The organism is Rhizobium redzepovicii (genome assembly GCF_019793435.1).
Taxonomy (GTDB): Bacteria; Pseudomonadota; Alphaproteobacteria; order Rhizobiales; family Rhizobiaceae; genus Rhizobium; species Rhizobium redzepovicii.
The window spans coordinates 481,565-505,023 of sequence record NZ_JAILYH010000001.1 but is presented as its reverse complement, the minus strand read 5'-3'; the positions used below and the strand labels follow the sequence as shown (position 1 = coordinate 505,023).

At 62.4% G+C, this 23,459-nt stretch carries 17 protein-coding genes; 6 read left to right on the top strand and 11 right to left on the bottom strand.

All coding sequences use genetic code 11. The features are described from left to right. Positions 1–5: 5 nt before the first annotated feature. The 5 genes from K6N12_RS02335 to K6N12_RS02315 are packed head-to-tail and all read right to left on the bottom strand — an operon-like array spanning position 6 to position 5,351. Positions 6–950 (bottom strand): ABC transporter ATP-binding protein, encoded by a 945-nt coding sequence (locus K6N12_RS02335; protein WP_131710797.1) that lies wholly within the window; start codon positions 948–950, stop codon positions 6–8. Beyond that, complete coding sequence (locus K6N12_RS02330; protein ID WP_131710796.1) at positions 947–1,762, bottom strand: ABC transporter ATP-binding protein; 816 nt, start codon at positions 1,760–1,762, stop codon at positions 947–949. Before K6N12_RS02330 ends, K6N12_RS02335 begins: the two co-directional genes overlap by 4 nt. Next, positions 1,759–2,661 carry an ABC transporter permease gene (locus K6N12_RS02325; RefSeq protein ID WP_097629729.1) on the bottom strand — a complete coding sequence of 301 codons (903 nt, stop codon included), beginning with the start codon at positions 2,659–2,661 and terminating at the stop codon, positions 1,759–1,761. Before K6N12_RS02325 ends, K6N12_RS02330 begins: the two co-directional genes overlap by 4 nt. Further along, positions 2,661–3,641 (bottom strand): ABC transporter permease, encoded by a 981-nt coding sequence (locus tag K6N12_RS02320; protein ID WP_097629728.1) that lies wholly within the window; start codon positions 3,639–3,641, stop codon positions 2,661–2,663. Before K6N12_RS02320 ends, K6N12_RS02325 begins: the two co-directional genes overlap by 1 nt. Positions 3,642–3,659: 18 nt before the next feature. Next, complete coding sequence (locus K6N12_RS02315; protein WP_246645359.1) at positions 3,660–5,351, bottom strand: ABC transporter substrate-binding protein; 1,692 nt, start codon at positions 5,349–5,351, stop codon at positions 3,660–3,662. Between the two features lie 337 nt (positions 5,352–5,688). On the opposite strand from K6N12_RS02315, the gene K6N12_RS02310 reads away from it, so the two are divergent. The 3 genes from K6N12_RS02310 to K6N12_RS02300 all read left to right on the top strand — a co-directional run bounded on the left by K6N12_RS02310 (position 5,689) and on the right by K6N12_RS02300 (position 11,751). After that, the gene (locus tag K6N12_RS02310; protein WP_097629742.1) at positions 5,689–6,597 is read left to right on the top strand and encodes a flagellin N-terminal helical domain-containing protein; all 909 of its coding nucleotides are present in this window, start codon (positions 5,689–5,691) and stop codon (positions 6,595–6,597) included. A 211-nt stretch (positions 6,598–6,808) separates the two neighbouring features. Then, positions 6,809–8,347, top strand: coding sequence for a DHA2 family efflux MFS transporter permease subunit (locus tag K6N12_RS02305; RefSeq protein ID WP_222148659.1), 1,539 nt, complete (start codon positions 6,809–6,811; stop codon positions 8,345–8,347). Between the two features lie 101 nt (positions 8,348–8,448). Beyond that, entirely contained in the window at positions 8,449–11,751 is a 3,303-nt protein-coding gene (locus tag K6N12_RS02300; RefSeq protein ID WP_222148658.1) for a cellobiose phosphorylase, read from the top strand. A 4-nt stretch (positions 11,752–11,755) separates the two neighbouring features. On the opposite strand, the gene K6N12_RS02295 is transcribed toward K6N12_RS02300, so the two are convergent. The 5 genes from K6N12_RS02295 to K6N12_RS02275 all read right to left on the bottom strand — a co-directional run bounded on the left by K6N12_RS02295 (position 11,756) and on the right by K6N12_RS02275 (position 16,200). Then, positions 11,756–12,502 (bottom strand): FadR/GntR family transcriptional regulator, encoded by a 747-nt coding sequence (locus tag K6N12_RS02295; RefSeq protein WP_183778267.1) that lies wholly within the window; start codon positions 12,500–12,502, stop codon positions 11,756–11,758. Between the two features lie 178 nt (positions 12,503–12,680). Further along, positions 12,681–13,445: a 2-dehydro-3-deoxy-D-gluconate 5-dehydrogenase KduD gene (gene kduD / locus K6N12_RS02290; protein ID WP_343228856.1), complete on the bottom strand. Its 765-nt coding sequence runs from the start codon at positions 13,443–13,445 to the stop codon at positions 12,681–12,683. Further along, complete coding sequence (gene kduI / locus K6N12_RS02285) at positions 13,442–14,278, bottom strand: 5-dehydro-4-deoxy-D-glucuronate isomerase (RefSeq protein ID WP_097629723.1); 837 nt, start codon at positions 14,276–14,278, stop codon at positions 13,442–13,444. Before kduI ends, kduD begins: the two co-directional genes overlap by 4 nt. Positions 14,279–14,883: 605 nt before the next feature. Then, positions 14,884–15,030, bottom strand: a complete 147-nt coding sequence (locus tag K6N12_RS02280) for a DUF1127 domain-containing protein (RefSeq protein WP_011428254.1) — start codon at positions 15,028–15,030, stop codon at positions 14,884–14,886. 189 nt (positions 15,031–15,219) lie between these two features. Next, positions 15,220–16,200: a 3'-5' exonuclease gene (locus K6N12_RS02275; RefSeq protein ID WP_131710790.1), complete on the bottom strand. Its 981-nt coding sequence runs from the start codon at positions 16,198–16,200 to the stop codon at positions 15,220–15,222. A 115-nt stretch (positions 16,201–16,315) separates the two neighbouring features. On the opposite strand from K6N12_RS02275, the gene K6N12_RS02270 reads away from it, so the two are divergent. Both K6N12_RS02270 and K6N12_RS02265 read left to right on the top strand, forming a co-directional pair. Next, complete coding sequence (locus K6N12_RS02270; protein ID WP_222148657.1) at positions 16,316–17,584, top strand: flavin monoamine oxidase family protein; 1,269 nt, start codon at positions 16,316–16,318, stop codon at positions 17,582–17,584. 227 nt (positions 17,585–17,811) lie between these two features. Beyond that, positions 17,812–18,843, top strand: a complete 1,032-nt coding sequence (locus K6N12_RS02265) for an aldo/keto reductase (protein WP_097629720.1) — start codon at positions 17,812–17,814, stop codon at positions 18,841–18,843. A 98-nt stretch (positions 18,844–18,941) separates the two neighbouring features. On the opposite strand, the gene K6N12_RS02260 is transcribed toward K6N12_RS02265, so the two are convergent. Continuing rightward, positions 18,942–20,726, bottom strand: a complete 1,785-nt coding sequence (locus K6N12_RS02260) for a trimethylamine N-oxide permease (protein ID WP_097629719.1) — start codon at positions 20,724–20,726, stop codon at positions 18,942–18,944. 252 nt (positions 20,727–20,978) lie between these two features. On the opposite strand from K6N12_RS02260, the gene K6N12_RS02255 reads away from it, so the two are divergent. Continuing rightward, a complete protein-coding gene (locus tag K6N12_RS02255; protein ID WP_183778271.1) occupies positions 20,979–23,348 on the top strand; it encodes a trimethylamine N-oxide demethylase in 2,370 nt (789 codons plus the stop codon). Positions 23,349–23,459 lie beyond the last annotated feature (111 nt).

Below are 23,459 nucleotides of genomic sequence, written 5' to 3'. Positions count from 1 at the left end.
GAAAATCAGCTCTTGGGCAGTCTGGCATTGGAAACGCCGAGCGCGCGGATGAAGTGGTTGGGGCCGACCTGCTCGATGTCAGCCGATTCAGGGCGGCTCAGCGACCGCACCTTTTCCGCCTGTTCGAGGAAACGCGCGCTTCCGCCGGTCACGAACGGCCTGCTGCCGTCCGGAACGGCGGACAGCAGCAGCCTGGTATAGGGATGGCGCGGGTCGGAAAGAACGCTTTCGGTGTCGCCCCATTCGACCATCTGGCCGGCAAACATCACGACAATCTCCTCGGCCACATGCGCCGCCGTTGCGATATCGTGGGTGATATAGAGCATGGCGAGATCGTTTTCCCGTTTCACCCTGGCGAGCAGATCGAGAATATCCTTGCGGATGGAAACGTCGAGCATCGAGGTCGGCTCGTCAGCGACCAGCACGCTCGGTGCGACGGCTAACGCCCGGGCGATGTTGACACGCTGGCGTTGCCCGCCCGAAAGTTCATGCGGGAATTTCTGCCGGGTCACTTCGGGTTCCAGCCCGACGCTTGCGAGCAGCCGGGTAATCTCCTGGGCGAGATCGGCCTTCACGCCGCTCTGCCGATGCAGTTGCAGCGGCCGCGCCAGATGATGGCTGACGGTGAAGGCCGGGTTGAGCGACGAGAATGGATCCTGGAAGACCATCTGCACTTCCCGGCGGTAACTGCGTTCAGCCCCAGCCTCGCCGCGGGCGGTCAGCTCCTGCCCGCGGAAAAACAGCCTGCCGCCGGTCGGCTTGTCCAGCCGCGCGATGATGCGGGCACAGGTCGTCTTGCCGCAGCCGGATTCGCCGACGAGCGCCAATGCCCGGCCGGGAAAAAGCGAGAAGGACACGCCTTTCAGCGCCCGCACCGGGCCGAAATCGCGCTTGATATCCTCGAGCCGGATCACCGCTTCGGCGATAACGGGATTTGCCTCCGCTTTCATGCCACGACTCCCGATAGATGCCGATTGTCCGGAAGCTGCGGAATGGCATTCCATAGCTTCTGCGTATATTCGTGCTTCGGCGCATGAGCGACCTGGCTGACATCGCCCACTTCGACGAGCTCGCCCTTCAGCATGACGCCGATGCGCCGGCAGAGCTGTGCCATCAGATGCAGGTCGTGGGTGATGAAGAGCACGGAGAAGCCGTAGCTGCGCTGCAGGTCGACGACCTGTTCGAGGATTTCCCGCTGCACGACGACGTCGAGCGCCGTCGTCGGCTCGTCCATGATGATCAGTTCCGGTCTCAGCGCTAGGCAGATCGCGATGACGATGCGCTGGCGCATGCCGCCGGAGAACTGGTGCGGGTAATCGCCGAGGCGATGGGTGGAAATGCCGACGAGGCGGAACATCTCCTCGGCCCGTGCCCGGGATTCCGCCTGCGAGCAGCCGGTATGCCGGCGCAGAACGTCGTGGAACTGCGCCTCGACCCGCATCAGCGGATTAAGCGAATTCATCGCGCTCTGGAAGACCATTCCGATGCGCTTCCAGCGGATTGTCTGCAACTCGCGTTCCGGCAGCTTCAAAAGATCCTGCCCGGTGAGCCGGATGCTGCCGCCGCTGATCCAGGCGGGCGCCTTGGAAAGACGGGTGATGGCATAGGCGATCGTGCTCTTGCCGCAGCCGGATTCACCGGCAAGCCCGAAGATCTCGCCGCGGCCGATGGTGAAGGAGACGTCCTTCACGGCGCGGAATTCTCCCTTGTCGACGAGGTAATCGACATTGAGTTTTTCGATTTCCAGAAGATTGTCGCTCATCGGCCAAGCTCCAGTTCCCTGTTGCGGGCGCGGTTGAGGCGGAACCAGCGGCTCAGCGCCGGGCCGGAGCGGAGCTGCGGATTGGCGATCTCGTCGAAGGTGAAATTCAACAGCGCAAGGCCAAGGCCGGTCAGGGCGATGCCGAGTGCGGGCACCCCGATGTCCCACCAGGCGCCGACCATGATCGCGGAGGAATTCTGGGCGTTGTAGAGCATCGTGCCCCAGGAAACTTTCAGCGGATCGCCGAAGCCGAGATATTCGAGCGTCGTCTGGGCAACGATGGCGTAGATGATGCTGCCGACGAGGTTGATGCCGATCAGCGTCGTCAGGTTCGGCAGGATCTCCACGAAGATGATGCGCCAGGCCGGCTCGCCGATCATCTTCGAAGCGGTGACGAAATCGCGATTGCGCAGCGCCATCGTCTGCGACCGGGTCATGCGGGCGCCCCAGGGCCAGGAGGTCAGCGCGATGATCGTCATGATCGTCATCGGCCCCACCGTGCCGGCGAAGGAGGCGAGCAGGATGAGAAGCGGCATGTTCGGGATGACGAGCACGGCATTGGTCGCAAGGTCGAGACAGGCATCCGTTCTGCCTCCGGCATAACCGGCGACCAGCCCGATCGCCGTACCGAGAACGGTGATGGCAATGCCGGTGGCAAAGCCGACGGAAAGGGAGCTGCGGGCGCCCCAGACGAATTGGCGATAGACGTCCCGCCCCATTTTGGTGGTGCCGAGAACATGTTCGATCGACGGCGGCTGATGCGAGCGTCCGACACGCGCTCCGGGCTCTCCGGGAGCGACGAGCGGCGCAAACAGCGCCATCAGCCACAGGGCGGCGATGATGATCAGGCCGGCGAGCGCCTTCTTCTGCTTGAGGATCGGCCACAGCGTAAAGCTCATCACGCCGCCTCCCGCAATCTCGGATCGACAAAGCCGTAGATGATGTCGACGAGGAAGTTGGCGCCAAGGGTCGCAAGCGTCATCAGCAGCAGCTGCCCTTGGATAACAGGGTAATCGCGGGCGATGCTCGCGGTATAGAGCGTCAGCCCCAGGCCGGGATAGTTGAAGACGATCTCCGTGACGATCGAGCCGCCGAAGACGGCGCCGAGCATCAGCGCCAGATTGGTCAGAACAGGAAGCATCGCATTGCGCGCGCCATAGCCGAACATCACGGTGAGGTGGCTAAGCCCCTTGGCGCGGCCCATGGTCACATAATCCTCGCCGAGCACCGAGATCATCGACGATCGCATCGTCGTCTGGAACTCGCCGATCAGAAACGGCGAAAGCGTCAGCACCGGCAGGATCGCATGGGCGAAAACGCTGCCGATAAAGGTGAAATTGAAGGCGGGATCGAGATTGGGATCGTAGGCATAGCCCACTGGAAACCAGCGCAGCGAGACCGCGAAGACGAAAAGCGTCGTCAGCGCCACGATGACCGGCGGCACCGAAATCATGATCACCGAGAGCGGCGAGACGATCGTGTCGAAACGCCCGCCGCGGCGCCAGGCCGACACAGCGCCGAGCACGACACCGACACAGAGGGAAAAGACAATCGCTGTGGTGACAAGGAAGATGGTCCAGAGCGTCGAGCGGCCGAGCACCTGGACGACGGTCTGGGGGTAATATTTCACGGAGACGCCGAGATCGAGGGTCACGAGCCCCTTCAGATAATCGACGAATTGCCAAAGCATCGGCTGGTCGACCGCGCCGAAGCGCGCCTTGATCGCCTCGACGGCCGCCGGCGTTGCCCGCGGACCGAGCTGGGCAACCATGGCATCGACCGGGCTCCCCGGCATCAGCCGGGGAAGGATGAAGTTCACCACGATGGCAAAGGCCAGCGCGACCGCATAGACGCCGAGGCGCCGGCTCGAAATGCGCATTTCAGTCCCTCGCTGGGTTTAGCTGACCGGCTTGAGACGCAGCAGATGCATCAGGCGCATGCGGTTGTTGTCGTGATCCTCGGGATTCATCACCGGATCCTTATCTGTGACCCAGCCGGTGAAGCGCTTGCTGGAGAACTGATACCAGGTCGGCCCGTTGAAGACGGGCACGACGGGGAAGTCGTCGGCGATCAGCAGCTGAATGTCGTTGAAGATCTTCTTGTGGTCGTCGTCCGACGTCGCCTGCAGGTATTGATCGAAAAGCGTGTCCAGTTTCGGGTTCGAATAGCGCGAGGGGGCGCCGGTGATGCGTCCGCCATAGGCAGTCGACAGGCTCTGGTAGTAGCCGCGGAACGGCGTTGCGCCGTCGGCGCGGGAGTTCATGACGACCTCGAAGCTGCCGTCGATGATCTCTTTGCGCCATTGTTCATATTCAGGCGTGGCGACCGACGCATTGATGCCGGCGGCGCGCAGGCCTTCGACCGCGATCTGGACCGCATCGATCCAGTCCGTCCAGCCGTTCGGAACAATGATCGGGAAGGCGATCGGCTTGCCGCTCGGCGTCGTGCGGAAGCCGTCAGCACCCTTCTTGTAGCCAGCATCGTCGAGAATCTTACCGGCCTTCTCGGTGTCGAAGCCCATGAAGGCGTCCTTGCCGCCCTCGGCATCCTTGTTGCGCCAGCTTTCGAAGCGCGGCGGCAGGCCGGTCGCATGCTCGTTGACGACGGGATAGCCGAAGCCGGCAATATCGACCATGGACTTGCGATCCATGGCGAGGCTGAAGGCATGGCGGAAGTTCAGGTCCTTATAGGCTTCGAGGTTGCCTTCATTGCCGCTCTTGAAGTTCATCTGGAAAGCGACGGTTTCGGCCGGCGGCTGCCAATAGCCGTTATGGTCGGCATCGAGTGAGACGAAGGTCTTGTCGATCTGTGGAATGAAGGATCCGATCCAGTCCATATTGCCCTCCGGCAGGATGGCGAGCATCTGGTCGTTGCCGGAGATCTGCGGCAGTCTCAAGCAATCGACATGCAGCGAGGCGGCATCCCAATAGTTCGGGTTGCGGCACTGCTCGTAGACCTGCGGCGTGAAGCGGCGCAGCTCGGTCATCGGGCCGGAACCGACCGGCTTCTCGTTCTTGAAGGCAACAGGATCGGAAACGTCCTTCCAGATATGCTCGGGAACGATCGCGAGGTCCGCCAGCGTTTCCGGGAAATCGGAGTTGACGGCCTTGAGATCGATCTTCACCTCGGTCGCCGACGGCGTCTCGACGGAGGCGACGGTCTCGCCGACGCCGACCGTGTCGAGGGCGGCGTTCTTCAGCATCAGGTCGATCGTATATTTCACATCGGCCGAGGTCAGCGGCTGGCCGTCAGACCATTTCACACCGGGTCGCAGGGTGTAGGTGACCGATTTCATGTCCTCGGAGAATTTATAGCCGGTCGCCAGACGGAAGACGGGCTTGCCGCCATCCTCGGCATTGAAGATGACCAGCGGCTCGTAGATGAAATCCATCGTGCTCTGCCGGCGGCCGGCAAGATCGAACGGATTGAAATTTTGAACCCAGCTGGTCTGCTCCTCGATGTGCATCGTCAGCACCGATTCAGCGGCCGCACTGCCCGCCCCGAAAGCGACGAGCGCCGTCAGCGCGGTTGCCGCTGCCCAGCCGGCGTGCACGGAAATGCTGTGAAACATGCGTTTGCTCGATCTCATTCCAACGTTCCCTCGTTATTTATTTTTGAAGTCAATCAAATTGATTTAATATTGATAGTCAGTTTCCCGCCTTTGCGTCAATTGCCGATCTCAAATTTTTGCAGGCGGCAGCCTGAGCCGTTTTCGCAGGCATTGAGAGGCGCAATTTCATGGTGAACAAAAAAACAAGGGCCGGGCTCGCCGCGTTAACGATTAAGGTACTTTTAAGTACGATAATTAATCCAACGATGGCGAATTGATCGGAAACTCCAGGTCGATAAGCATGAGGCTGCTCGCCACGGCCGGGATGTTTCCCCGGGTTTCACCATATGCAACCACCGAAACAGGCGAATTTCCGATGACGAGCATCAATACCAACAACTCCGCGATGGCTGCCCTTCAGACGCTGCGCAGCATCAATTCCAATCTCGAAACGACACAGAACAGCGTCTCCACGGGCTATCGGGTCGATACTGCATCCGACAATGCCGCCTACTGGTCGATCGCCACCACGATGCGCTCTGACAACAAGGCGCTGTCTGCTGTCTCCGATGCGCTCGGCCTCGGTGCGGCAAAGGTCGATACGGCTTACACGGCAATGGACAGCGCGATCGACGTCGTCGACGAGATCAAAGCCAAGCTGGTGGCAGCGACCGAAGACGGTGTCGACAAATCAAAGGTCCAGGAAGAAATCAGCCAGTTGCAAGAGCAGCTGATGAGCATTGCCCAGTCGGCGTCGTTCTCGGGCGAGAACTGGGTCGCCGGTGCCGACGGCACGAAGAACGTCGTATCCTCCTTCGTTCGCGACGGCTCCGGCGCCGTTTCCGTCAAGATGACGGATTACGTTCTGGATACCAGCTCCGCCGGCAATGTGCTGTTCGGCATGAGCAGCGGTTCGATCGAAACCTCGACGGGTATCCTCGGAACGGCCGATGCAAACGGCGATTCCGTCTACTCGCTCGACATTACCAACTTTACCACCGGTCAGATCCAGTCAGCGCTGTCGACCATCGAATCGGCGCTGTCGGCGATGACATCGGCCGGTGCACAACTGGGTTCGATCTCGACACGCATCGATCTGCAGGAAGACTTCGTCGGAGCGCTGTCGGATTCGATCGACTCGGGCGTCGGCCGGCTGGTCGATGCCGATATGGAGGAGGAATCGAGCAAGCTGTCCGCCCTGCAGACGCAACAGCAGCTGGCGATCCAGTCGCTGTCGATTGCCAATTCCTCGTCGCAGAACATCCTGTCGCTCTTCCGCGGCTAGTCGCAATCAAAGACGCAAAGGGAGCCCGGCGCATAAAACGCCCGGCTCACCCCCGCCGATCAACGATCGAGCCTGGCCTTCCCGGTCAGGCTCGATCGCATTTGGGACCCCTCTTGCCCCGACATGCCGGTTGACATGTCGATCGTCTCCACAGCAAACATGATCGATCTTCTCAACCGCGGCAGAATTGCCGCGCGCGCGGGACCATCGCATGGAACGAGTTGAGCCTGCCCATCCCGATGCAAGGCCCGCCATCGTCTGGCTCGGCTTCCTCGCCATGTGCATCGGCATGTTCATGGCGATCCTCGACGTTCAGGTGGTGGCGACGTCGCTGCCGACCATCCAGTCGGCGCTGGGTATCGATCCGGATCAGATGAGTTGGATACAGACGGCCTATCTGATTGCCGAGGTGGTGGCGATCCCGCTCACCGGCCTGCTGACGCGGCTTCTGACCATGCGGTGGCTGTTCGTTACCGCCATCGGCCTGTTCGTGACGGCTTCCGCCGGCTGCGCGGCCAGCGGCAGCTTCGGCGAGCTGGTCGCCTGGCGGGTGCTGCAGGGTTTTTCCGGCGGAACCCTGATCCCCTCGGTGTTTTCGGCCGTTTTCATCCTGTTCCCGAACGAGCGGCAGGCGCTGGCGACGACGATTGCCGGCGTGCTGGCGGTGCTGGCGCCAACGGTCGGGCCGATCGTCGGCGGGTGGCTGACCGAGACCTATTCCTGGCATTGGCTGTTCCTGATCAACATCCTTCCGGGCATTGCCTCGGCAATCCTGGCGGCATTCTTCCTGCCGCGGCAGCCGGCCGACCCGTCCGAACTCAGGCATCTCGACGGTCTGTCGCTTCTCCTGATGGCGACCGCGCTGACGACGCTGGAACTCAGCCTGAAAGAGGCGCCGACCAGCGGCTGGACCTCGGCCTATGTGCTGAGCCTGCTGGCGATCTGTCTTGTCTCGGGCGGTGTGTTCATCGCTCGCACGCTCAGCCGGCGCTGGCCGATTGTCGATCTGGGCAATTTCGCCGATCGCAATTTTCTCGTCGGCTCGACCTTAAGCTTCGTGCTCGGCATCGGCCTGTTCGGCTCGGTCTATCTGATGCCGGTGTTTCTCGCTTTCGTCAGAGGCCACGACGCGCTGGAAATCGGCATGACGATGCTGGTCACCGGCATCGCCCAGCTGGTGACGGCGCCGATCGCGGTCGCGCTGGAGAAGCGCATGGATGCACGGCTGCTGTCGGCCGCCGGTTTCGCGCTGTTTGCGATCGGCGTCGGCATGAGCGCCTTTCAGGATCCGCGTTCGGATTACGATGCGATGTTCTGGCCGCAGATCGTGCGCGGCGTCGCCATCATGTTCTGCCTGCTGCCGCCGACGCGGCTGGCACTCGGCACGCTGCCGGCCGATCGCATTCCCGATGCGAGCGGGCCTTTCAATCTGATGCGCAATCTCGGCGGCGCCATCGGCATCGCGCTGATCGACACTATCATCTACACGCGCTCCGAACCGCTGGGCCAGGGCCTCTGGGCGCGTCTGCGGGCCGGCGACATCGATGCCGCCACATTCATCGGCGCACCTCTTCAGGCCATATCGGGCCACAATGGGGAATTCGATGCGGATACCGCGGCGCTGCTCGATCCGCTGGTCCAGACCGCGGCCAGCGTCCAGGCGATCAACGAAGCCTGGATGGTCGTCGCCATCCTCACCGGCTGCGCCCTGCTCTGCGTGCCCTTCGCCAGGCGGCCGGCGTCAACGTGACACATGGCGATATGTTGCCGATCGGTCGGCCGCCGGTAAGATTTCTCTCAATCTTTTTGCGTCATCCTTCGATTCCCCTCTGATCAATCGACGAGATCTCAATGGCCCCGAACCTTGACCGCAGCTTTCAAATGCCCCGACGCGAAGATCTCGGCCTGTTCACGATCAGCAACGGCTCCGGCCTGTCGATATCGGCGCTGCCGAACGGCACGCTGTTTGCCATCGAATATGCCGACGACAAGGGCTCGGTGCAGATCAATCAGATCCAGGGTTCGCCGCTCATCGGCGGCATCGGCCGCCTTTATCTGCGCATCGGCGGCGCTCGGCCTGATGTCGTCGAGATTGTCGGCCCGCGTGCCAATGGCAGCTTCGGATACGATGCGACGAGCTTCTCTTGGAACGGCAAGACAGGCGATATCGGTTATGACGTCCGGCTCGAACTCCATCCCTCCGAAACGGCATGGTTCTGGCGCACCTCCCTCCGGCATCCGGAAAAGAAAACCCTGCCGGCGGATCTGGTGCTGATCCAGGATGTCGGCCTTGGTGATCGCGGCTTCCTGATGAACAGCGAAGCCTATGCCTCGCAATATGTCGATCATCATATCGCCGATCATCCGGCATTCGGGCCCGTGGTGATGAACCGGCAAAATCTCAAACAGGGTGGCGCCCGCAGTCCCTGGCTCGCCCAGGGCTGCCTCGACGGGACGGCGGCCTATGCCACGGATGCAATCCAGCTGGTGCAGGCGAAAGACCGCCTCGGCGATCGGCTGGTCGGCCCCTTCGGCGCCAGCCTGCCGAGCGAACGGCGGCAGCAGGAAACGGCCTGCCCGGCCATTCAATCGAAACCGCTCGCCATTTCCGCAAGCGGTGCTGGTGCGACGTTCTTTGCGGTGTTTGCCGCCGATCATCCCGAGGCGTCGAGCGATGCCGATCTTGCGCGGCTCGACGGGCTTGCAGCTGCGGAAAGAGTTGCCGCCGGTCTCGAAGAGGTGACGCCGGTCCGCAGCCTGTTGCAGGACGCGTCGCTGTTGGAGGTCGAAGCGCTCGACAAAAAGGCGATCGGCCGGCTCTATCCAGAGCGGAGCCTGGAAGAGCGCGCCGGCGGAAAGCTGCTGTCGTTCTTCACGCGGGACGGCGTCCTTAACCGCCACGTCGTGCTGCGCGAGAAAGAGCTTTTGGTGGCCCGCCGTCACGGCGCGATCGTCCGAAGCGGTGAGAATATGCTGCTCGACGATTCCACCCTTGCCGCCACCTGCTGGATGCAGGGCATTTTCGCCGCGCAGCTGACGATCGGCAATACCTCGTTCCACAAGCTCTTTTCTGTCTCCCGCGACCCCTATAACCTCACGCGCGCCAGCGGGCTGCGCATCATGGCGGATATCGGGGCGGGTTGGCAGTTGCTTGCGGTGCCGTCCGCATTCGAAATGGGGCTCAACGACTGCCGCTGGATCTACCAATGTTCGGAACGCACGATCACCGTTGCGGCGGTCGCCTCCGGCGAGGATGCGGCCATGCAATGGACCGTCTCCGTTGAGGGCAAGCCGTGCCGCTTCCTGGTGTTCGGTCATGTCGTCCTCGGCGAGCGCGAATATGACGCGGGCGGGCAGATCGCGGTCGATGCCGCACGCAAACGCATCGCCTTCCGGCCGGATCCGGCCTGGCTCTGGGGCGAGCGTTATCCCGATGCTGGCTATTGGCTGGTGAGTTCGACGCCAGATGCCATCGAGGAGATCGGCGGCGACGAACTGCTCTATACCGATGGCATTGCACGCCACGGCGCCTTCGTCGCTCTGTGCTCCCGGCCGACCCAGGCCTTCTCGTTCGCCGTGGTCGGCTCGATGACGAATGCTGAAGAAGCCGAGCGGCTGGCGCAGCGTTATGAGGCTGGCGTCACCGATGCAGCCATGCTCGCGCCGGCCTCGAAATTCTGGCGGAACGCCGTTCGTGGTTTGACGATCGATAGCCCTTCGCCGGACCTGGCCGCGCAGACGACGCTGCTGCCCTGGCTCGCGCATGACGCCATCGTGCATCTGAGCGTTCCGCACGGCCTCGAGCAATATACCGGTGCCGCCTGGGGCACACGCGACGCCTGTCAGGGGCCGATCGAATTCCTGCTCGCCTATGAGCATGACCGCGAAGCCAAGGAGGTGGTGAAAACGGTCTTCAGCGAGCAGTACCTTGAGAAGGGCGACTGGCCGCAATGGTTCATGCTGGAGCCCTATGCCAATATCCGGGCGGGCGACAGCCATGGCGACGTGATCGTCTGGCCGTTGAAGGCGCTCTGCGACTATATCGAAGCGACCGGCGATCTCGCCATTCTTGGCGAGAAGGTCTCCTGGCGCGACGAAAAGACCATGCAGAAGGCGCCGAAGGCCGACAGCATCGCGATCCATGTCGACAAGCTGCTCGATACCGTCCGCGGCCAGTTCATCCCGGGAACGCATCTGATCCGTTATGGCGAGGGGGACTGGAACGATTCCCTGCAGCCGGCCGATCCGCATCTGCGCGACTGGATGGTCAGCAGCTGGACCGTCGCCCTGCTTTACGAACAGATCGTCCGTTATTCCGCGATCCTGCGCCGACTCGGCCATGGGAAAAAGGCCAGAAATAACAAGGCAAAATCGCTGAGGAAAATCGCAACGGCGATGCGGCGGGATTTCAACCGCCATCTCGTGCGAGACGGTATCGTTGCCGGTTACGGCATTTTCGATCCCGCCCATGATGGGGTCGAATTGCTGCTGCACCCGAGCGACCGGCGCACCGGTCTCTCCTACTCGCTGATTGCGATGACGCAGGCGATGCTCGGCGGGCTGTTTTCGCCGGATCAGCGACGCGATCATATGAAGCTGATCGAAGAGCATCTGCTCTTCCCAGACGGCGTGCGGCTGATGGAGAAGCCGGCGACCTATGCCGGCGGTCCTGAGACGCTGTTTCGCCGGGCGGAATCCTCGTCCTTCTTCGGCCGCGAGATCGGGCTGATGTATGTGCATGCGCATCTGCGCTATTGCGAGACGCTTGCTTTGGACGGCGAGGCGGATGAACTCTGGAAGGCGATTTCCGTCGTCAACCCTATCGCGGTCACCACGGCCCTGCCGCAGGCGTCGTTGCGCCAGCGCAATACCTATTTCAGCAGCAGCGACGCGGCCTTCCATGACCGCTATGAGGCGGCGGCGCAATGGGCGCGGGTCAAGGCCGGAAAGGTCGCGGTCGACGGCGGCTGGCGCATCTATTCGAGCGGGCCCGGGCTCTATGCCAGGAGCTTCGTCGAAAATATCCTCGGCTTCAAACGACGCTTCGGCCGGCGCAGACGCAAACCGTTGCTGCCCGAGGCTCACGCTTCCGTCGAGCTGCGGACGGATCACGCAGGCTGGCGGCGGCTGATGAAGGCGAATCCAAAGGTCTAATACTTCAAGAGGAAGTGCTGGCGTCGCGCAGTTCTTCGAAGCGGGCGGCGCTCTTCGACAGGTGAGTTCGAATAGCGCGGCGGGCGGCGGCTTCCTCGCCGTCGCGGATCGCCGCGAATATCGCATGGTGCTCCCGGCGCATGCGGGCCGCATGGCGCTTGCGCTCGGCCGCCTTCATCTTGTCCAGGCGCGCCCATTGCCGCGGCACCATGAGGTCGCCGAATGTATCGAAGAGGCGGCCGTAATAGGAGTTCTGCGTCGCGACCAGGATCGACCGGTGGAAGGCGTAATCCTCCTGCGCGCCGTATCCGCCCTCCTCCAGCGCCTTGTCGAGCGCATCGAGCCGATCCTGCATGCGGTCGAGATCCTCGGGCGTGCGCCGCAGCGCGGCAAGACCGGCGGCTTCGTATTCGACCCCCATGCGCAGTTCCAGCACCCGCAATATCTCGTCGATCGACTGCAGGTCGTTGGGAATGATCGAGAAGGATCGCGGATTGGGATCGTTCGAAACGAAAGCTCCAAGCCCCTGCCGCGTGGTGATCAGGCCCTTGGCGCGCAGCGTAGCGAGCGCCTCGCGGACGATCGTCCGGCTCACGCCGGTCGTCCGCATGATCGCCTGTTCGGTCGGCAGGCGCTGGCCGGGCTTCAGATCGCCGGACTCGATCTGCGCCATCAACGTATCGGCAAGGCCGCTGCGCAGGTTCGACGGCTGGCGAATGGTGTTGAAGACCGCGTTGTCCCTGTCCGTCATTTGTGTCGAATCCTGCCCTCGATGCGGCTGCGCTGGCCTCATGTCCTTTTGCTAACGCATGCCGGCAGGAAAGGCAAAACGACCTCGATAACGGCAGCTCTATGCGACAGCGCCGCGCGTCTCTTCAGGCGCGCGGCGCTTAGTACTTTGAATTATGCAGTCATCGTTCTGGGACAGATCACCGCGCCAGCCAGCCGCCATCGACGGGCAGCACCGTTCCATGCACATAATCGGAGGCCGAGGATGCCAGGAACACGGCGGCCCCTCCAAGTTCGGCAGGCGTTCCCCAGCGCCCGGCCGGAATGCGCGAAAGAATCGCGGCGTTGCGGTCGGCATCCTCGCGTAGCGCCGTGGTGTTGTTGGTGACGAAATAACCGGGCGCGATGGCGTTGACGTTGACGCCCTTGCCGGCCCATTCGCAGGCAAGCAGCTTGGTCAGGCCGGCAAGGCCGCTTTTCGAGGCGGTATAGGACGGGATGCGGATGCCGCCCTGGAAGGAGAGCAGCGAGGCGATATTGATGATCTTGCCCCTGCCCTTCTCGACCATGTGGAGGCCGGCCGCCTGCGATAGGAAGAAGGCCGTCTTCAGGTTGACGTCGATTACCGCGTCCCAGTCTTCCTCGGTGAAGTCGAGCGCATCGGCGCGTCGGATGATCCCGGCATTGTTGACGAGGATGTCGAGGCCGCCGAAGGTCTGGATGGCCTCGGCGACGATACCCTTGACCGGTTCGATGGTGCCGAGATCGGCCTTGACGACATGAAAGCGGCTTCCCGCCTGCTTCACCAGCGCCTCGGTTTCCTCCATCGAGGATCGCCCGACCGCGACGATCGAGGCGCCGGCCTCGGCAAACGCTGCCGCGATGGCCTGGCCGATGCCGGTATTGGCGCCGGTGACGACGGCAGTCCTGCCTGTGAGGTCGAAGGGATTTGCCACGGCGCTCACCTCAGATCCGCAATGGCGATGTGATCCATGTCGGTGAAGCTCTTATTGTCGCCTGCCATTGCCCAGATGAAGCTGTAATTCTTGGTGCCGGCGCCGGAATGGATCGACCAGGGCGGCGAGATGACCGCCTGCTCGTTGGCGACCAGCATATGCCGGGTCTGCTGCGGCTCGCCCATGAAATGGAAAACGCGCTGCTCGGCTTCCAGATCGAAATAGAGATAGGCTTCCATGCGGCGGTCATGCGTATGGGCCGGCATGGTGTTCCAGACGCTTCCGGCTTCGATCATGGTGAAGCCGAGGGTGAGCTGGCAGGACTGGCAAACCTCGGGATGGATGAACTGGTAGATCGACCGCTTGTTGGCCGTCGCGGCGTCGCCGGGTGTCAGGTGGCGGGCCTTTTCGCGGGTGAGCAATACCGTCGGATGTGTCTGATGAGCCGGCGTCGAGACCAGATAGAACTTGGCCGGATTGGCGGCATCCACGCTCTCGAACCGCACGTCCTTGGCGCCCTTGCCGGCATAGAGGCAATCATATTTGGCAAGATCGTAGCTCGTGCCGTCGACGATGATGCGGCCGGCGCCGCCGATGTTCAGCGCGCCGAGTTCACGCTCGGCGAGAAAGGTTTCCTGGCCGATCGCCGTCGGCGCCGTCAGCGGCAATCCATCCGCCAGCGGTGTGGCGCCGCCGATGACCATGCGGTCGTAATGGGAATAAGTCAGCCGGATCTCGCCGCCCGCAAAGACGGTTTCCACCAGAAAGTGACGCCGCAGCGTCTCGGTGTCGTAATTGCGCACGGCCTCGGGATGGGAGGCGTGCCTCACGTCGATCTGCATGTCAAAATTCCTTCAGTTGCGTTGTCGTCAAGCGTCGTGCTCCAGCGAAGCCGGATCCGTTCGGCGATCCGTTTCGCTCGGAAGTGAACCGAATGGTTACATAGTTGTACGACAAATTCGGAGTCAATATGTTTCTGCAGCACGCAGCCACAACCGGCGGCGATCTCGGAAATCACCAGCAAAATCAGGGATAAACAGGAAAGAGCCACCATCGCCCGATAACGGATGGCGAGCCGCGGTTTTCGGCGCTATTGACCAAAAACGAAAAAGCCTGCCGCGGGAGGAGGTGCGGCAGGCTTTCGAAAAAAACCGAACGACAGCTGGGAGGAGGAGTGCTGCCGTTCCCGCAGACGACCCTGGGAGGAGGATGGGGCGCCTGCATCTCGAAGGGATGCGGGAGGAGGTGCATCGCTTCGATAGAAATAATCATACTTATTTCTTGCTTAGTTGGTAGGCATTTCTTTGCAGGGCAGCTATGCGTTATGCGAAAAGCGGGCGGCTTGATCACGCGGTGCAGGCCCGACTGAAGCACAAAAGCAAAGCGCCCGCTTCTGAAGAAAGCAGGCGCCGGCCAAACTCTTAATAAATGCTCAGTCTACAGGCCGTTAGCGGGCGATGGCAGCGCGCGCGACGTTGCGGATGTCGCCGCGGCCGATGCCGAGGTCGTCCAGTTCGCGCGTGGACATACGGCCCAGTTCAGCGACCGTCTGACGGTACTTGCGCCAGTTATTGAAAGAGCGTGCTACGTTCATGATGATCCCCTTTCCGCGGGCTTTCGAAGCCTAGCTGCCAGTCCTTGGCGCTTCGTTCGCTTCGATGAGAGGTATATAGTACGAGCCCTTCGATAGTTGCAGCGCCAATGCATCACTGCACCTATGCGACATTTGCATGGGTCGGCATATTTGGGTGTATTTTCGATCAGGGTCCGAACCGCTTCGCGGTCAGAGTTTGAAGCGGTCGAAGGCCGTCAGCCGCACGACTGGCGGCTCCGCCTCTTTCCACCGGTAAATTTCCGAGCGCAGATAGGAAAGCTCGTCGTCGAGATCGTCTTCGCCGACTTCGATCCACCAGGACTTCAGCCGGCCGTCGCTGCCATCCGACCAGCGATAACCCCTCGCCTTCAGATGGTCCTTCATCTCGAACGGGCTGTGTTCGGCGAAGATGCGAATACGCGAGCGCTGGCTGGCGCGGTAAAGCTCGGCGAACGGGCTTTCACCGTCGCCCTGCTCCCGATCGAGGATTTCCAGCAGCGCGTGGCAGTCGTCCACCGCGCGATGGCCGTCATGAAAATAACCGGCCTGGCCGACGAGATAGCCGAGCTTGGTGCCTTCGAAGCCGCGGGCGCTCCAGTCGATCTCCGACACCGAGCACGCCCAGGCCTTGCCGGCGAAAATCCTTGAGAAGGCCTCGCAGAACGGCCGGTCGAAACCGGCATTGTGGGCGATGATCAGATCGGCCGGCTCGATCAGGGCGCTCAACGGCCTTATATCGATGACCTGGCCTTCTACCATCGCATCGGTGATCCCCGTCAGCCGGGTAACCTCCGGCGGTATCGGCCGCGACGGCTGTTGCAGGCCGCCATAAATGCCGACGATATCGCCGATCGCGCCGTCATCGTCGAATGTGAAGGCGACGGCGCCGATTTCGATGATCTCGTCGTTGCGGTGGTTGAGACCTGTTGTTTCCGTATCGAGAATGACGCCAAGCCGCGAAAATTCCGGCCGTCTGACCGTTGCGATCGGCCGGGCTGTCAGTTTCCGCAGGACGCGGTAGTTGCCGCTTTCTTCAAGCGTACGCGCCATGTCCTCATCGGAACTGGCGGCCGGCTGCGACGTCGGCCGGCGCGAGGGAGCGCGCGCCCTGGCGACTGCCGGCGACGGCTTGGCAAACATGTCGAGTTGCGAATCTCTCTGCACGCTCATCGAACCTGTATGTCACGCAGACGCGGTTTAATCCATCGCGCGCGGCTCTATCCCCAGCCCTTGCCTTTCCTGGACATGCAAGCTTAGCTGAGCGCGAGCAGCCAAAGGAAAAGCCATGCCCGGTGACAATGCTACGAGTGTCGAACAGGACGTCGTCATCATCGGCGCCGGCGCCGGCGGCGTTGCCGCCGCCCGGCGTCTGCAGGCGATCCGTCCGGATCTGTCGATCCTGCTTCTGGAGGCCGGCGACCGTCTCGGCGGCAGGGCCTGGTCGGTCGGACTGCCGGGAGCATCCGACATCGCGCTCGATCTCGGCTGCGGCTGGCTGCACGGCGCGCGAACCAATGCCTGGACCGGTATTGCCGACGAGGTCGGATTGAGGGTCGACCGCACACCGGCGCCCTGGAACGGCGGCCGGCGGCTGCAGCGCGACGATGCGGTAACCCAGGCCGCGCAACAGGCGATCGGCGCCTATTTCGACCGGCTCGACAGTCATGAAGGCGATGACACAAATCTGGCCGCGATGCTCGAACCCGGCAATTCCTGGAACGGCCAGATCCGGGCGATCGGCACCTATATCACCGGCGCCGAGCTGGAACGCTCGTCGGTCGTCGACTACACGAGATACGACCCCGGCCCTGGCCCCGATTGGCGGGTGCGCGAGGGCTATGGAACATTGATCTCCCGTTACGGCAGGCCGGTGCCGGTAAGGCTTGGCGTCGAGGTCACGCGCATCGACCACCGCCATGCCCACCGTATCGACATGGAGACGAGCCAGGGTGGGCTCAGCGCCCGTGCGGTGCTGGTGACTGTTTCCACTAATGTCCTTGCCGCCGGCAAGATCGCCTTCGACCCTCCCTTGCCTGAGAAGATCGAGGCGGCGGCGCGCCTGCCGCTCGGGCTCGCCGACAAGCTCTTCCTCGGGCTTGCAACACCGGAGGCGCTGCCGGCCGATACCCATATGCTCGGCTCTATCAGCCGTGCTGCCACCGGCACCTATCAACTCCGGCCGCTCGGCGCTCCTGTCGTCGAGGCTTATTTTGCCGGCGACCTCGCCCATGATCTCGAGCGTGAGGGCAGCGAGGCCGCCTTTTCCTTCGCCGGGGATGAACTGGCGGCACAATTCGGCGCAGATATCCGCAAGCAATTGTCGGTCGCGGCGATCTCGGCCTGGGCCGCGGCACCCCATATCGGCGGCTCCTATTCCTATGCCGAGCCGGGCGCCTCCGATCTGCGCGGGGTCCTCGCAGCACCGCATGATGAACGGATCTTCTTTGCCGGCGAAGCCTGTTCGCGTTCGCGTTATTCGACGGCGCACGGCGCCTACGAGACCGGCGTTGCCGCAGCCGATTTGATCGCCGGTTCGTTTTCGACAAAAGCGTAAGCCGCAGTCCGCGACGGCCTGCGGGAATATCTTTTCCCACTTGTGGCACGGGCGGGATTGGTTATGCTGCCCTCGCCCCTGCGCCAGATTGAGCCCAGGGCGCCAGACGTCATCCGGCGGCACGCGGCCGCCTCAAGCTCGATATTGTCATTAGATTGCGGAAGCCCCGGCTTCTACCCAAGGCGATTTTGCGCGTCGGCTGCGGGCATCCGCATGAGGAGGAAGAAATGGATTATCGCAAGCTCGGTCCCAGCGGGACCGTCGTCACCGCCTATTGCCTGGGCACCATGACCTTCGGCGCGGAGGCCGACGAAGCGTCCTCGCACAAGCTGCTCGACGATTATTTCGCCTGGGGCGGCAATTTCATCGATACCGCCGATGTCTATAGTGCCGGCAAGTCGGAAGAGATCATCGGACGCTGGTTGAAGGCCCGACCGACCGAAGCCCGCCAGGCGCTCGTCGCCACTAAGGGCCGCTTTCCGATGGGCGACGGACCGAACGATATCGGCCTGTCTCGCCGGCATCTCGGCCAGGCGCTCGACGATTCTCTGCGCCGCCTCGGCCTCGAGCAGATCGATCTCTACCAGATGCATGCCTGGGACGCGCTGACGCCGATCGAGGAGACGCTGCGCTTCCTTGACGATGCGGTTTCCTCAGGCAAGATCGGCTATTACGGCTTTTCCAACTATGTCGGCTGGCATATCGCCAAGGCCTCGGAGATCGCCAAGGCGCGCGGTTATACGCGCCCCGTGACGCTGCAGCCGCAATATAACCTGCTGGTGCGCGACATCGAGCTTGAAATCGTCGCCGCCTGCCAGGACGCCGGCATGGGGCTGTTGCCCTGGTCGCCGCTTGGCGGCGGCTGGCTGACCGGCAAATACAAGCGCGACGAGATGCCGACCGGCGCCACCCGTCTCGGCGAAAATCCCAATCGTGGCGGCGAATCCTATGCGCCGCGCAATGCGATGGAACGAACCTGGGCGATCATCGCCGTTGTCGAGGAAATCGCTAAGGCGCACGGCGTCAGCATGGCGCAGGTGGCGCTCGCCTGGACGGCGGCACAGCCGGCAATCACCTCGGTGATCCTCGGCGCCCGCACGCCGGAGCAACTGGCCGACAATCTCGGCGCCATGAAGCTCAAGCTCTCCGATGATGACATGACGAGGCTCAACGAGGTCAGCGCCCCGCGGCCCTTCGACTATCCCTATGGCAAGGGCGGCATCAACCAGCGCCATCGCAAAATCGAAGGCGGCCGCTGAGCTTCGGTCCATAAGCAACAAGCTGTCTCAGATCTGCAGCCACCAACGCAAAAAGCCGCCATGTTTTTTCATGGCGGCTTTTCTGCTTGGGAGACGATTTAGGCCGGAAGCTGGAAGATCACGTTGGCGATCAGGACGATTGCCAGGCCGCCGGCGAGTGCCAGATAGGGCAGCATGCCGGCTTTCTTGACGCCGAGATCCTGGCCGACGAGGCCGAGATCCTCCATTGCGCCTGCCGGGAATTTGCCGCCGTCGCGCACATAGTGGCGATAGGCGAAGACCGGCAGGATCAAGGCGGCGAAGATGAAGCCGACCCAGAGTGCGTTGGAATAACCCCAGACCTTGGCGCCGGCGCCGAGGAACAGCGCGTTGACGAAGGCAAGCACGGTGTTGAGGCCGATCAGCCAGGTCGGCGCCTTCCATGGGCGTTCGATATGGCCGGAATCCATCCGGTGGATCCAGCCGGAATTGAGGTTCAGGAAGTTGAAGATGATGTAGCCGACATTCGAGACGGCGAGCACGAAGAAGTAACCGCCGGTATCCGAGGCGATGGCCAGCAGGAAGAGGTTGAAGGCGAAATCGGTCCACATCGCCCGTGTCGGCGCACCGTTTTCGTTGACGTGGTCGAGATATTTCGGCAGCCACCCGTCCTTCGAGCCCTGGTAGAGCGTGCGCGAGGAACCGGCCATCGCCGTCATGATGGCGAGGAAGAGCGCCATGATCATCAGCACGACGAGCAGCTGGGTGATCACCCGGCCGGCGCCGATCAGGCCGCCGAGCGCTTCGGCAACGCCGGTGCCGTCGACGATGCCGGGCGCGAGCATGCCCGCATGACCGAGAACGCCCTGGAAGGCGAAGGGCACGAGGAAGAAGAACAGGCAGCAGGCAAGGCCGGAATAGAAGATCGCCTTGAAAGTGTCGGTCTTCGGGTTTTTGAGTTCGCGGGTGTAGCAGACGGCGGTCTCGAAGCCGTAGGTCGACCAGGCGGCGATATAGAGGCCGCCGAGGAAGAGCGTCCAGCCGCCGTTGCTCCAGCTGCCGTCGGCGCCGGAATAGGCGGCCGTCGGCGGCACGAGGCCGGTGACGTTGGCGGCAAGGATATGACCGCTGACGATCGGGTAAAGGCCGATGATGAGCAGCGGCACCAGCACGATGATCGCCAGCCACTTTTGCACGCTGGCGGTTTCGGAGATGCCGCGATGCTGGATCGCGAAGATGATCAGCATCAGGATGCCGCCGATGAAGAAGGTGGCATTGACGTTGGCGGTGGCGAGGAAGGGAATGCTGAAGCTGACGAGCGACCAGCTGCGGATCCACGGCGTCAGCGCGGCGACGCCGTCGGTGCTCAGCAACGCCTTGACGGCGTCATCGGGCGTCGTGCCGGCATGGGCAGCAATATATTCGGCGACGCGGGGGCTATCGGCCGTGATGGACGCGGCATGCGCGGAGATCCAGTCGAGGACCATCTGCGAATCTGCCGCCGGAATCGGGAAGAATGCATTAAGAATATAACCGGCGGCGATGGCGCAGCCGAGCGACAGCACGGGCGACCAGGCAAACCAGTTGCACCAGACCGACAGCGGCGCGATGAACTTCGAATAACGCAGCCATGCGGTGGCGCCATAGACCGAGGCGCCGCCGGATTTGTTGGCGAACATGCCGGCGATTTCGGCGTAGGTGAAGGATTGCAGGAAACCCATCACCATCGAAATGATCCAGACGACGAAGGCGAGCTTGCCCGTCGTGCCTGCAATGCCGCCGATGGAGAAGAGAACGAGCGGTGGCACGCCCGCCGCCACCCAGAATGCGCCCTTCCAGTCGAGCGCGCGTACAAGCTTACCTTCGGTGCCGGATGGAATCCCGGCCTCCACAACGTCTGTCATCGGTGAAATTCCCCATTCGATTTGTTCCCGGACGTATCTTTGTACGTCTCCCTGAACGTGTCTCCCTGACAGTCTCAAGCCCGCCCGGATGATTTTGGCGATCCGTGTCCCGACGGATTCCCGAGTCTCGACCCTTTATGCATAGTGAAGATATTTTCTTTCTAGTCAACTCGACTTTACTTTCCCTCGCCATTTTGTAACCTGTATGGGTGGGCGCCGAGGGGCATCCCGATCCTCCCCAATGAGGGCAGAATGCGAGAACTTCATCCTGTTATGACGGGCCTGCGGCCCGCGGCTCCGAGCCTCGTGCGTTATCCCGGCATCCCTGCCCTGCCGGAGGGGACGGAACGCTACAGAGCAAAGGGCGGCGGATCGGTCGTCGTGCGTGTCGAGTCCGGAGATGGCGTCAGCGTTATCGACAGCGAGGGCGGACAGGTTTGCGAGATCTCCTTCCTCGATGAGAAAGGCCGTTTCCTGGCGGCAGGCCTCGGAACAACATTCAGCAATTCAGCCGACGGGTTAAAGGCCATTCTTCAAGAAGAGGATGAAAGTGCCGCCCGCACGCGCGCAGCGCTTGAGCGGCGCGGCGCCGATCTTGCGGCGGCTGGAGCGCTCAGCATTTTCGGGACGGGATCGAGCCCGGGCAACCGGGCGGATTTCACTGTTGCCATGAAGGGACTGCTGATCGTCGCAGCCCCCGCCGGTGCGATGTCTCCGGAGGCGCAGGATACGGCGACGCCGATCGAGGTGAGGATCAAGCGCAGCCTGCTGATCCGCGATTATGCCTCCGCCCTGCCGGAACCGGCCGCCGACCCCATCGAGGATATCCGCATCCGGGCGGCGACCGCCGCAGCCTATTTCGTGCGTGCCGGCGAATTCATCCAGATCATTGATGTTTATGGACGCCAATGCACCGATTTCCAGGCTTTCGCCGCCCGCAAGGTCGACAAGGGCCTCGATCTCGCGCTGGATTCCACGGTGACCCGCACGCTGCTCAGCCGCAGCTATCCGATGCCCGGCCTGCCCTCCAAGGCCTTCGACCGCGACTTTGAGCCGCTGGTTGAGATCGTCCAGGATACGGTCGGGCGCCACGATGCCTTCGCGACCGCCTGCAATTCGCGCTATTACGATGACATGGGGTATCCCGGCCACGTCAACTGCACGGACAATTTCAACGCGGTGCTGGCGCCTTACGGCATTGCCGGCCGCAAGGGCTGGGAAGCGCTGAATTATTTCTACAACACCAATATCGACCACAACAACCAGCTCTACCTCGACGAGCCCTGGTCGCGCCCAGGCGATTACGTGCTGATGCGGGCGCTGACTGATCTCGTCTGCGTCTCTTCGTCCTGCCCCGACGACATCGACGCGGCGAACGGCTGGGATCCGACGGATATCCACGTCCGCACTTTTTCCGGAAAAGAGAAATTCTCACGAGCGGTGGCCTATCGCATGACCCCAGACGCCGACGCCGAATTGACGCGCGAAACCGCCTTCCATCCCCGTCTCTCCGCCTTGACGCGGGACTATGCCGAATATCGCGGCTACTGGCTGCCGAACCGCTTTTCCGCCGAAGGGCCGGTCGAGGAGTATTGGGCCTGCCGTGAGCGCGCCGCCGTCATCGACCTCTCGCCATTGCGGAAGTTCGAGGTGACGGGGCCGGATGCAGAGGAGCTCCTGCAGTACTGCCTGACGCGCGACGTGCGCAAACTGTCGACCGGCCAGGTCGTCTATTCCGCCATGTGCTATGAAAACGGCGGCATGATCGATGACGGCACGCTTTTCCGGCTCGGCGATAAGAATTTCCGCTGGATCGGTGGCGATGATTTCAGCGGCGTATGGCTGCGTCAGCAGGCCGAGAAAAAGGGCTTCAAGGCCTGGGTCCGCTCGTCGACCGATCAGATGCACAATATCGCCCTGCAGGGCCCGAAGAGCCGCGATATCCTGAAGGACATGATCTGGACGGCGCCGCGCCAACCGACGATCGGCGAACTCGAATGGTTCCGCTTCACCGTCGGCCGCATCGGCGGTTTCGAGGGCGCCCCGGTCGTCGTCTCGCGCACGGGTTATACCGGCGAGCTCGGCTACGAAATCTTCTGTCATCCGAAGGATGCGCTGACGGTGTTCGACGCCGTCTGGGAAGCAGGGCAGCCGCACGGGTTGAAGCCGATGGGCTTGGAGGCGCTCGACATGGTCCGCATCGAGGCGGGCCTGATTTTTGCCCATCACGAATTCACCGACCAGACGGACCCGTTCGAGGCCGGCATCGGCTTCACCGTGCCGCTGAAATCCAAGCAGGATGATTTCATCGGCCGCGAAGCGCTGATCCGGCGCAAGGAGCATCCGCGCCATCTGCTCGTCGGCCTCGACATTAAGGCCAACGAGGCCGTCGGCCATGGCGATTGCATCCATATCGGTCGGGCCCAGATCGGCGTCGTCACCAGCGCCACCCGCTCGCCGATCCTAGGCAAGACGATCGCGCTCGCCCGCATCGACGTGATGCATGCAAACCCCGGCACCGAGGTCGAAATCGGCAAGCTCGACGGTCACCAGAAACGCCTGCCGGCGACGATCGTGCCGCTGTCGCATTATGATCCGCAGAAGACGCGCCCGCGCTCGTAACGCATGCATTGGTGACGCCGATCCGTTCCGGGCCTTGCCGATGACGCGTCACGCACCGGCGACAATGTAAAGCGGCGGCGATGCAACCTTTTAGAGAATATAGTGTTTCAA

Coding starts and splice junctions, on each gene's coding strand:
- K6N12_RS02255 (WP_183778271.1), top strand. CDS start 20,979: ATGCGAGAACTTCATCCTGTTATGACGGGCCTGCGGCCCGCGGCTCCG.
- K6N12_RS02300 (WP_222148658.1), top strand. CDS start 8,449: ATGGCCCCGAACCTTGACCGCAGCTTTCAAATGCCCCGACGCGAAGAT.
- K6N12_RS02320 (WP_097629728.1), bottom strand. CDS start 3,641: ATGCGCATTTCGAGCCGGCGCCTCGGCGTCTATGCGGTCGCGCTGGCC.
- K6N12_RS02315 (WP_246645359.1), bottom strand. CDS start 5,351: ATGAGATCGAGCAAACGCATGTTTCACAGCATTTCCGTGCACGCCGGC.
- K6N12_RS02265 (WP_097629720.1), top strand. CDS start 17,812: ATGGATTATCGCAAGCTCGGTCCCAGCGGGACCGTCGTCACCGCCTAT.
- K6N12_RS02330 (WP_131710796.1), bottom strand. CDS start 1,762: ATGAGCGACAATCTTCTGGAAATCGAAAAACTCAATGTCGATTACCTC.
- K6N12_RS02275 (WP_131710790.1), bottom strand. CDS start 16,200: ATGAGCGTGCAGAGAGATTCGCAACTCGACATGTTTGCCAAGCCGTCG.
- K6N12_RS02325 (WP_097629729.1), bottom strand. CDS start 2,661: ATGAGCTTTACGCTGTGGCCGATCCTCAAGCAGAAGAAGGCGCTCGCC.
- kduI (WP_097629723.1), bottom strand. CDS start 14,278: ATGCAGATCGACGTGAGGCACGCCTCCCATCCCGAGGCCGTGCGCAAT.
- K6N12_RS02270 (WP_222148657.1), top strand. CDS start 16,316: ATGCCCGGTGACAATGCTACGAGTGTCGAACAGGACGTCGTCATCATC.
- K6N12_RS02295 (WP_183778267.1), bottom strand. CDS start 12,502: ATGACGGACAGGGACAACGCGGTCTTCAACACCATTCGCCAGCCGTCG.
- K6N12_RS02310 (WP_097629742.1), top strand. CDS start 5,689: ATGACGAGCATCAATACCAACAACTCCGCGATGGCTGCCCTTCAGACG.
- K6N12_RS02335 (WP_131710797.1), bottom strand. CDS start 950: ATGAAAGCGGAGGCAAATCCCGTTATCGCCGAAGCGGTGATCCGGCTC.
- K6N12_RS02280 (WP_011428254.1), bottom strand. CDS start 15,030: ATGAACGTAGCACGCTCTTTCAATAACTGGCGCAAGTACCGTCAGACG.
- K6N12_RS02305 (WP_222148659.1), top strand. CDS start 6,809: ATGGAACGAGTTGAGCCTGCCCATCCCGATGCAAGGCCCGCCATCGTC.
- K6N12_RS02260 (WP_097629719.1), bottom strand. CDS start 20,726: ATGACAGACGTTGTGGAGGCCGGGATTCCATCCGGCACCGAAGGTAAG.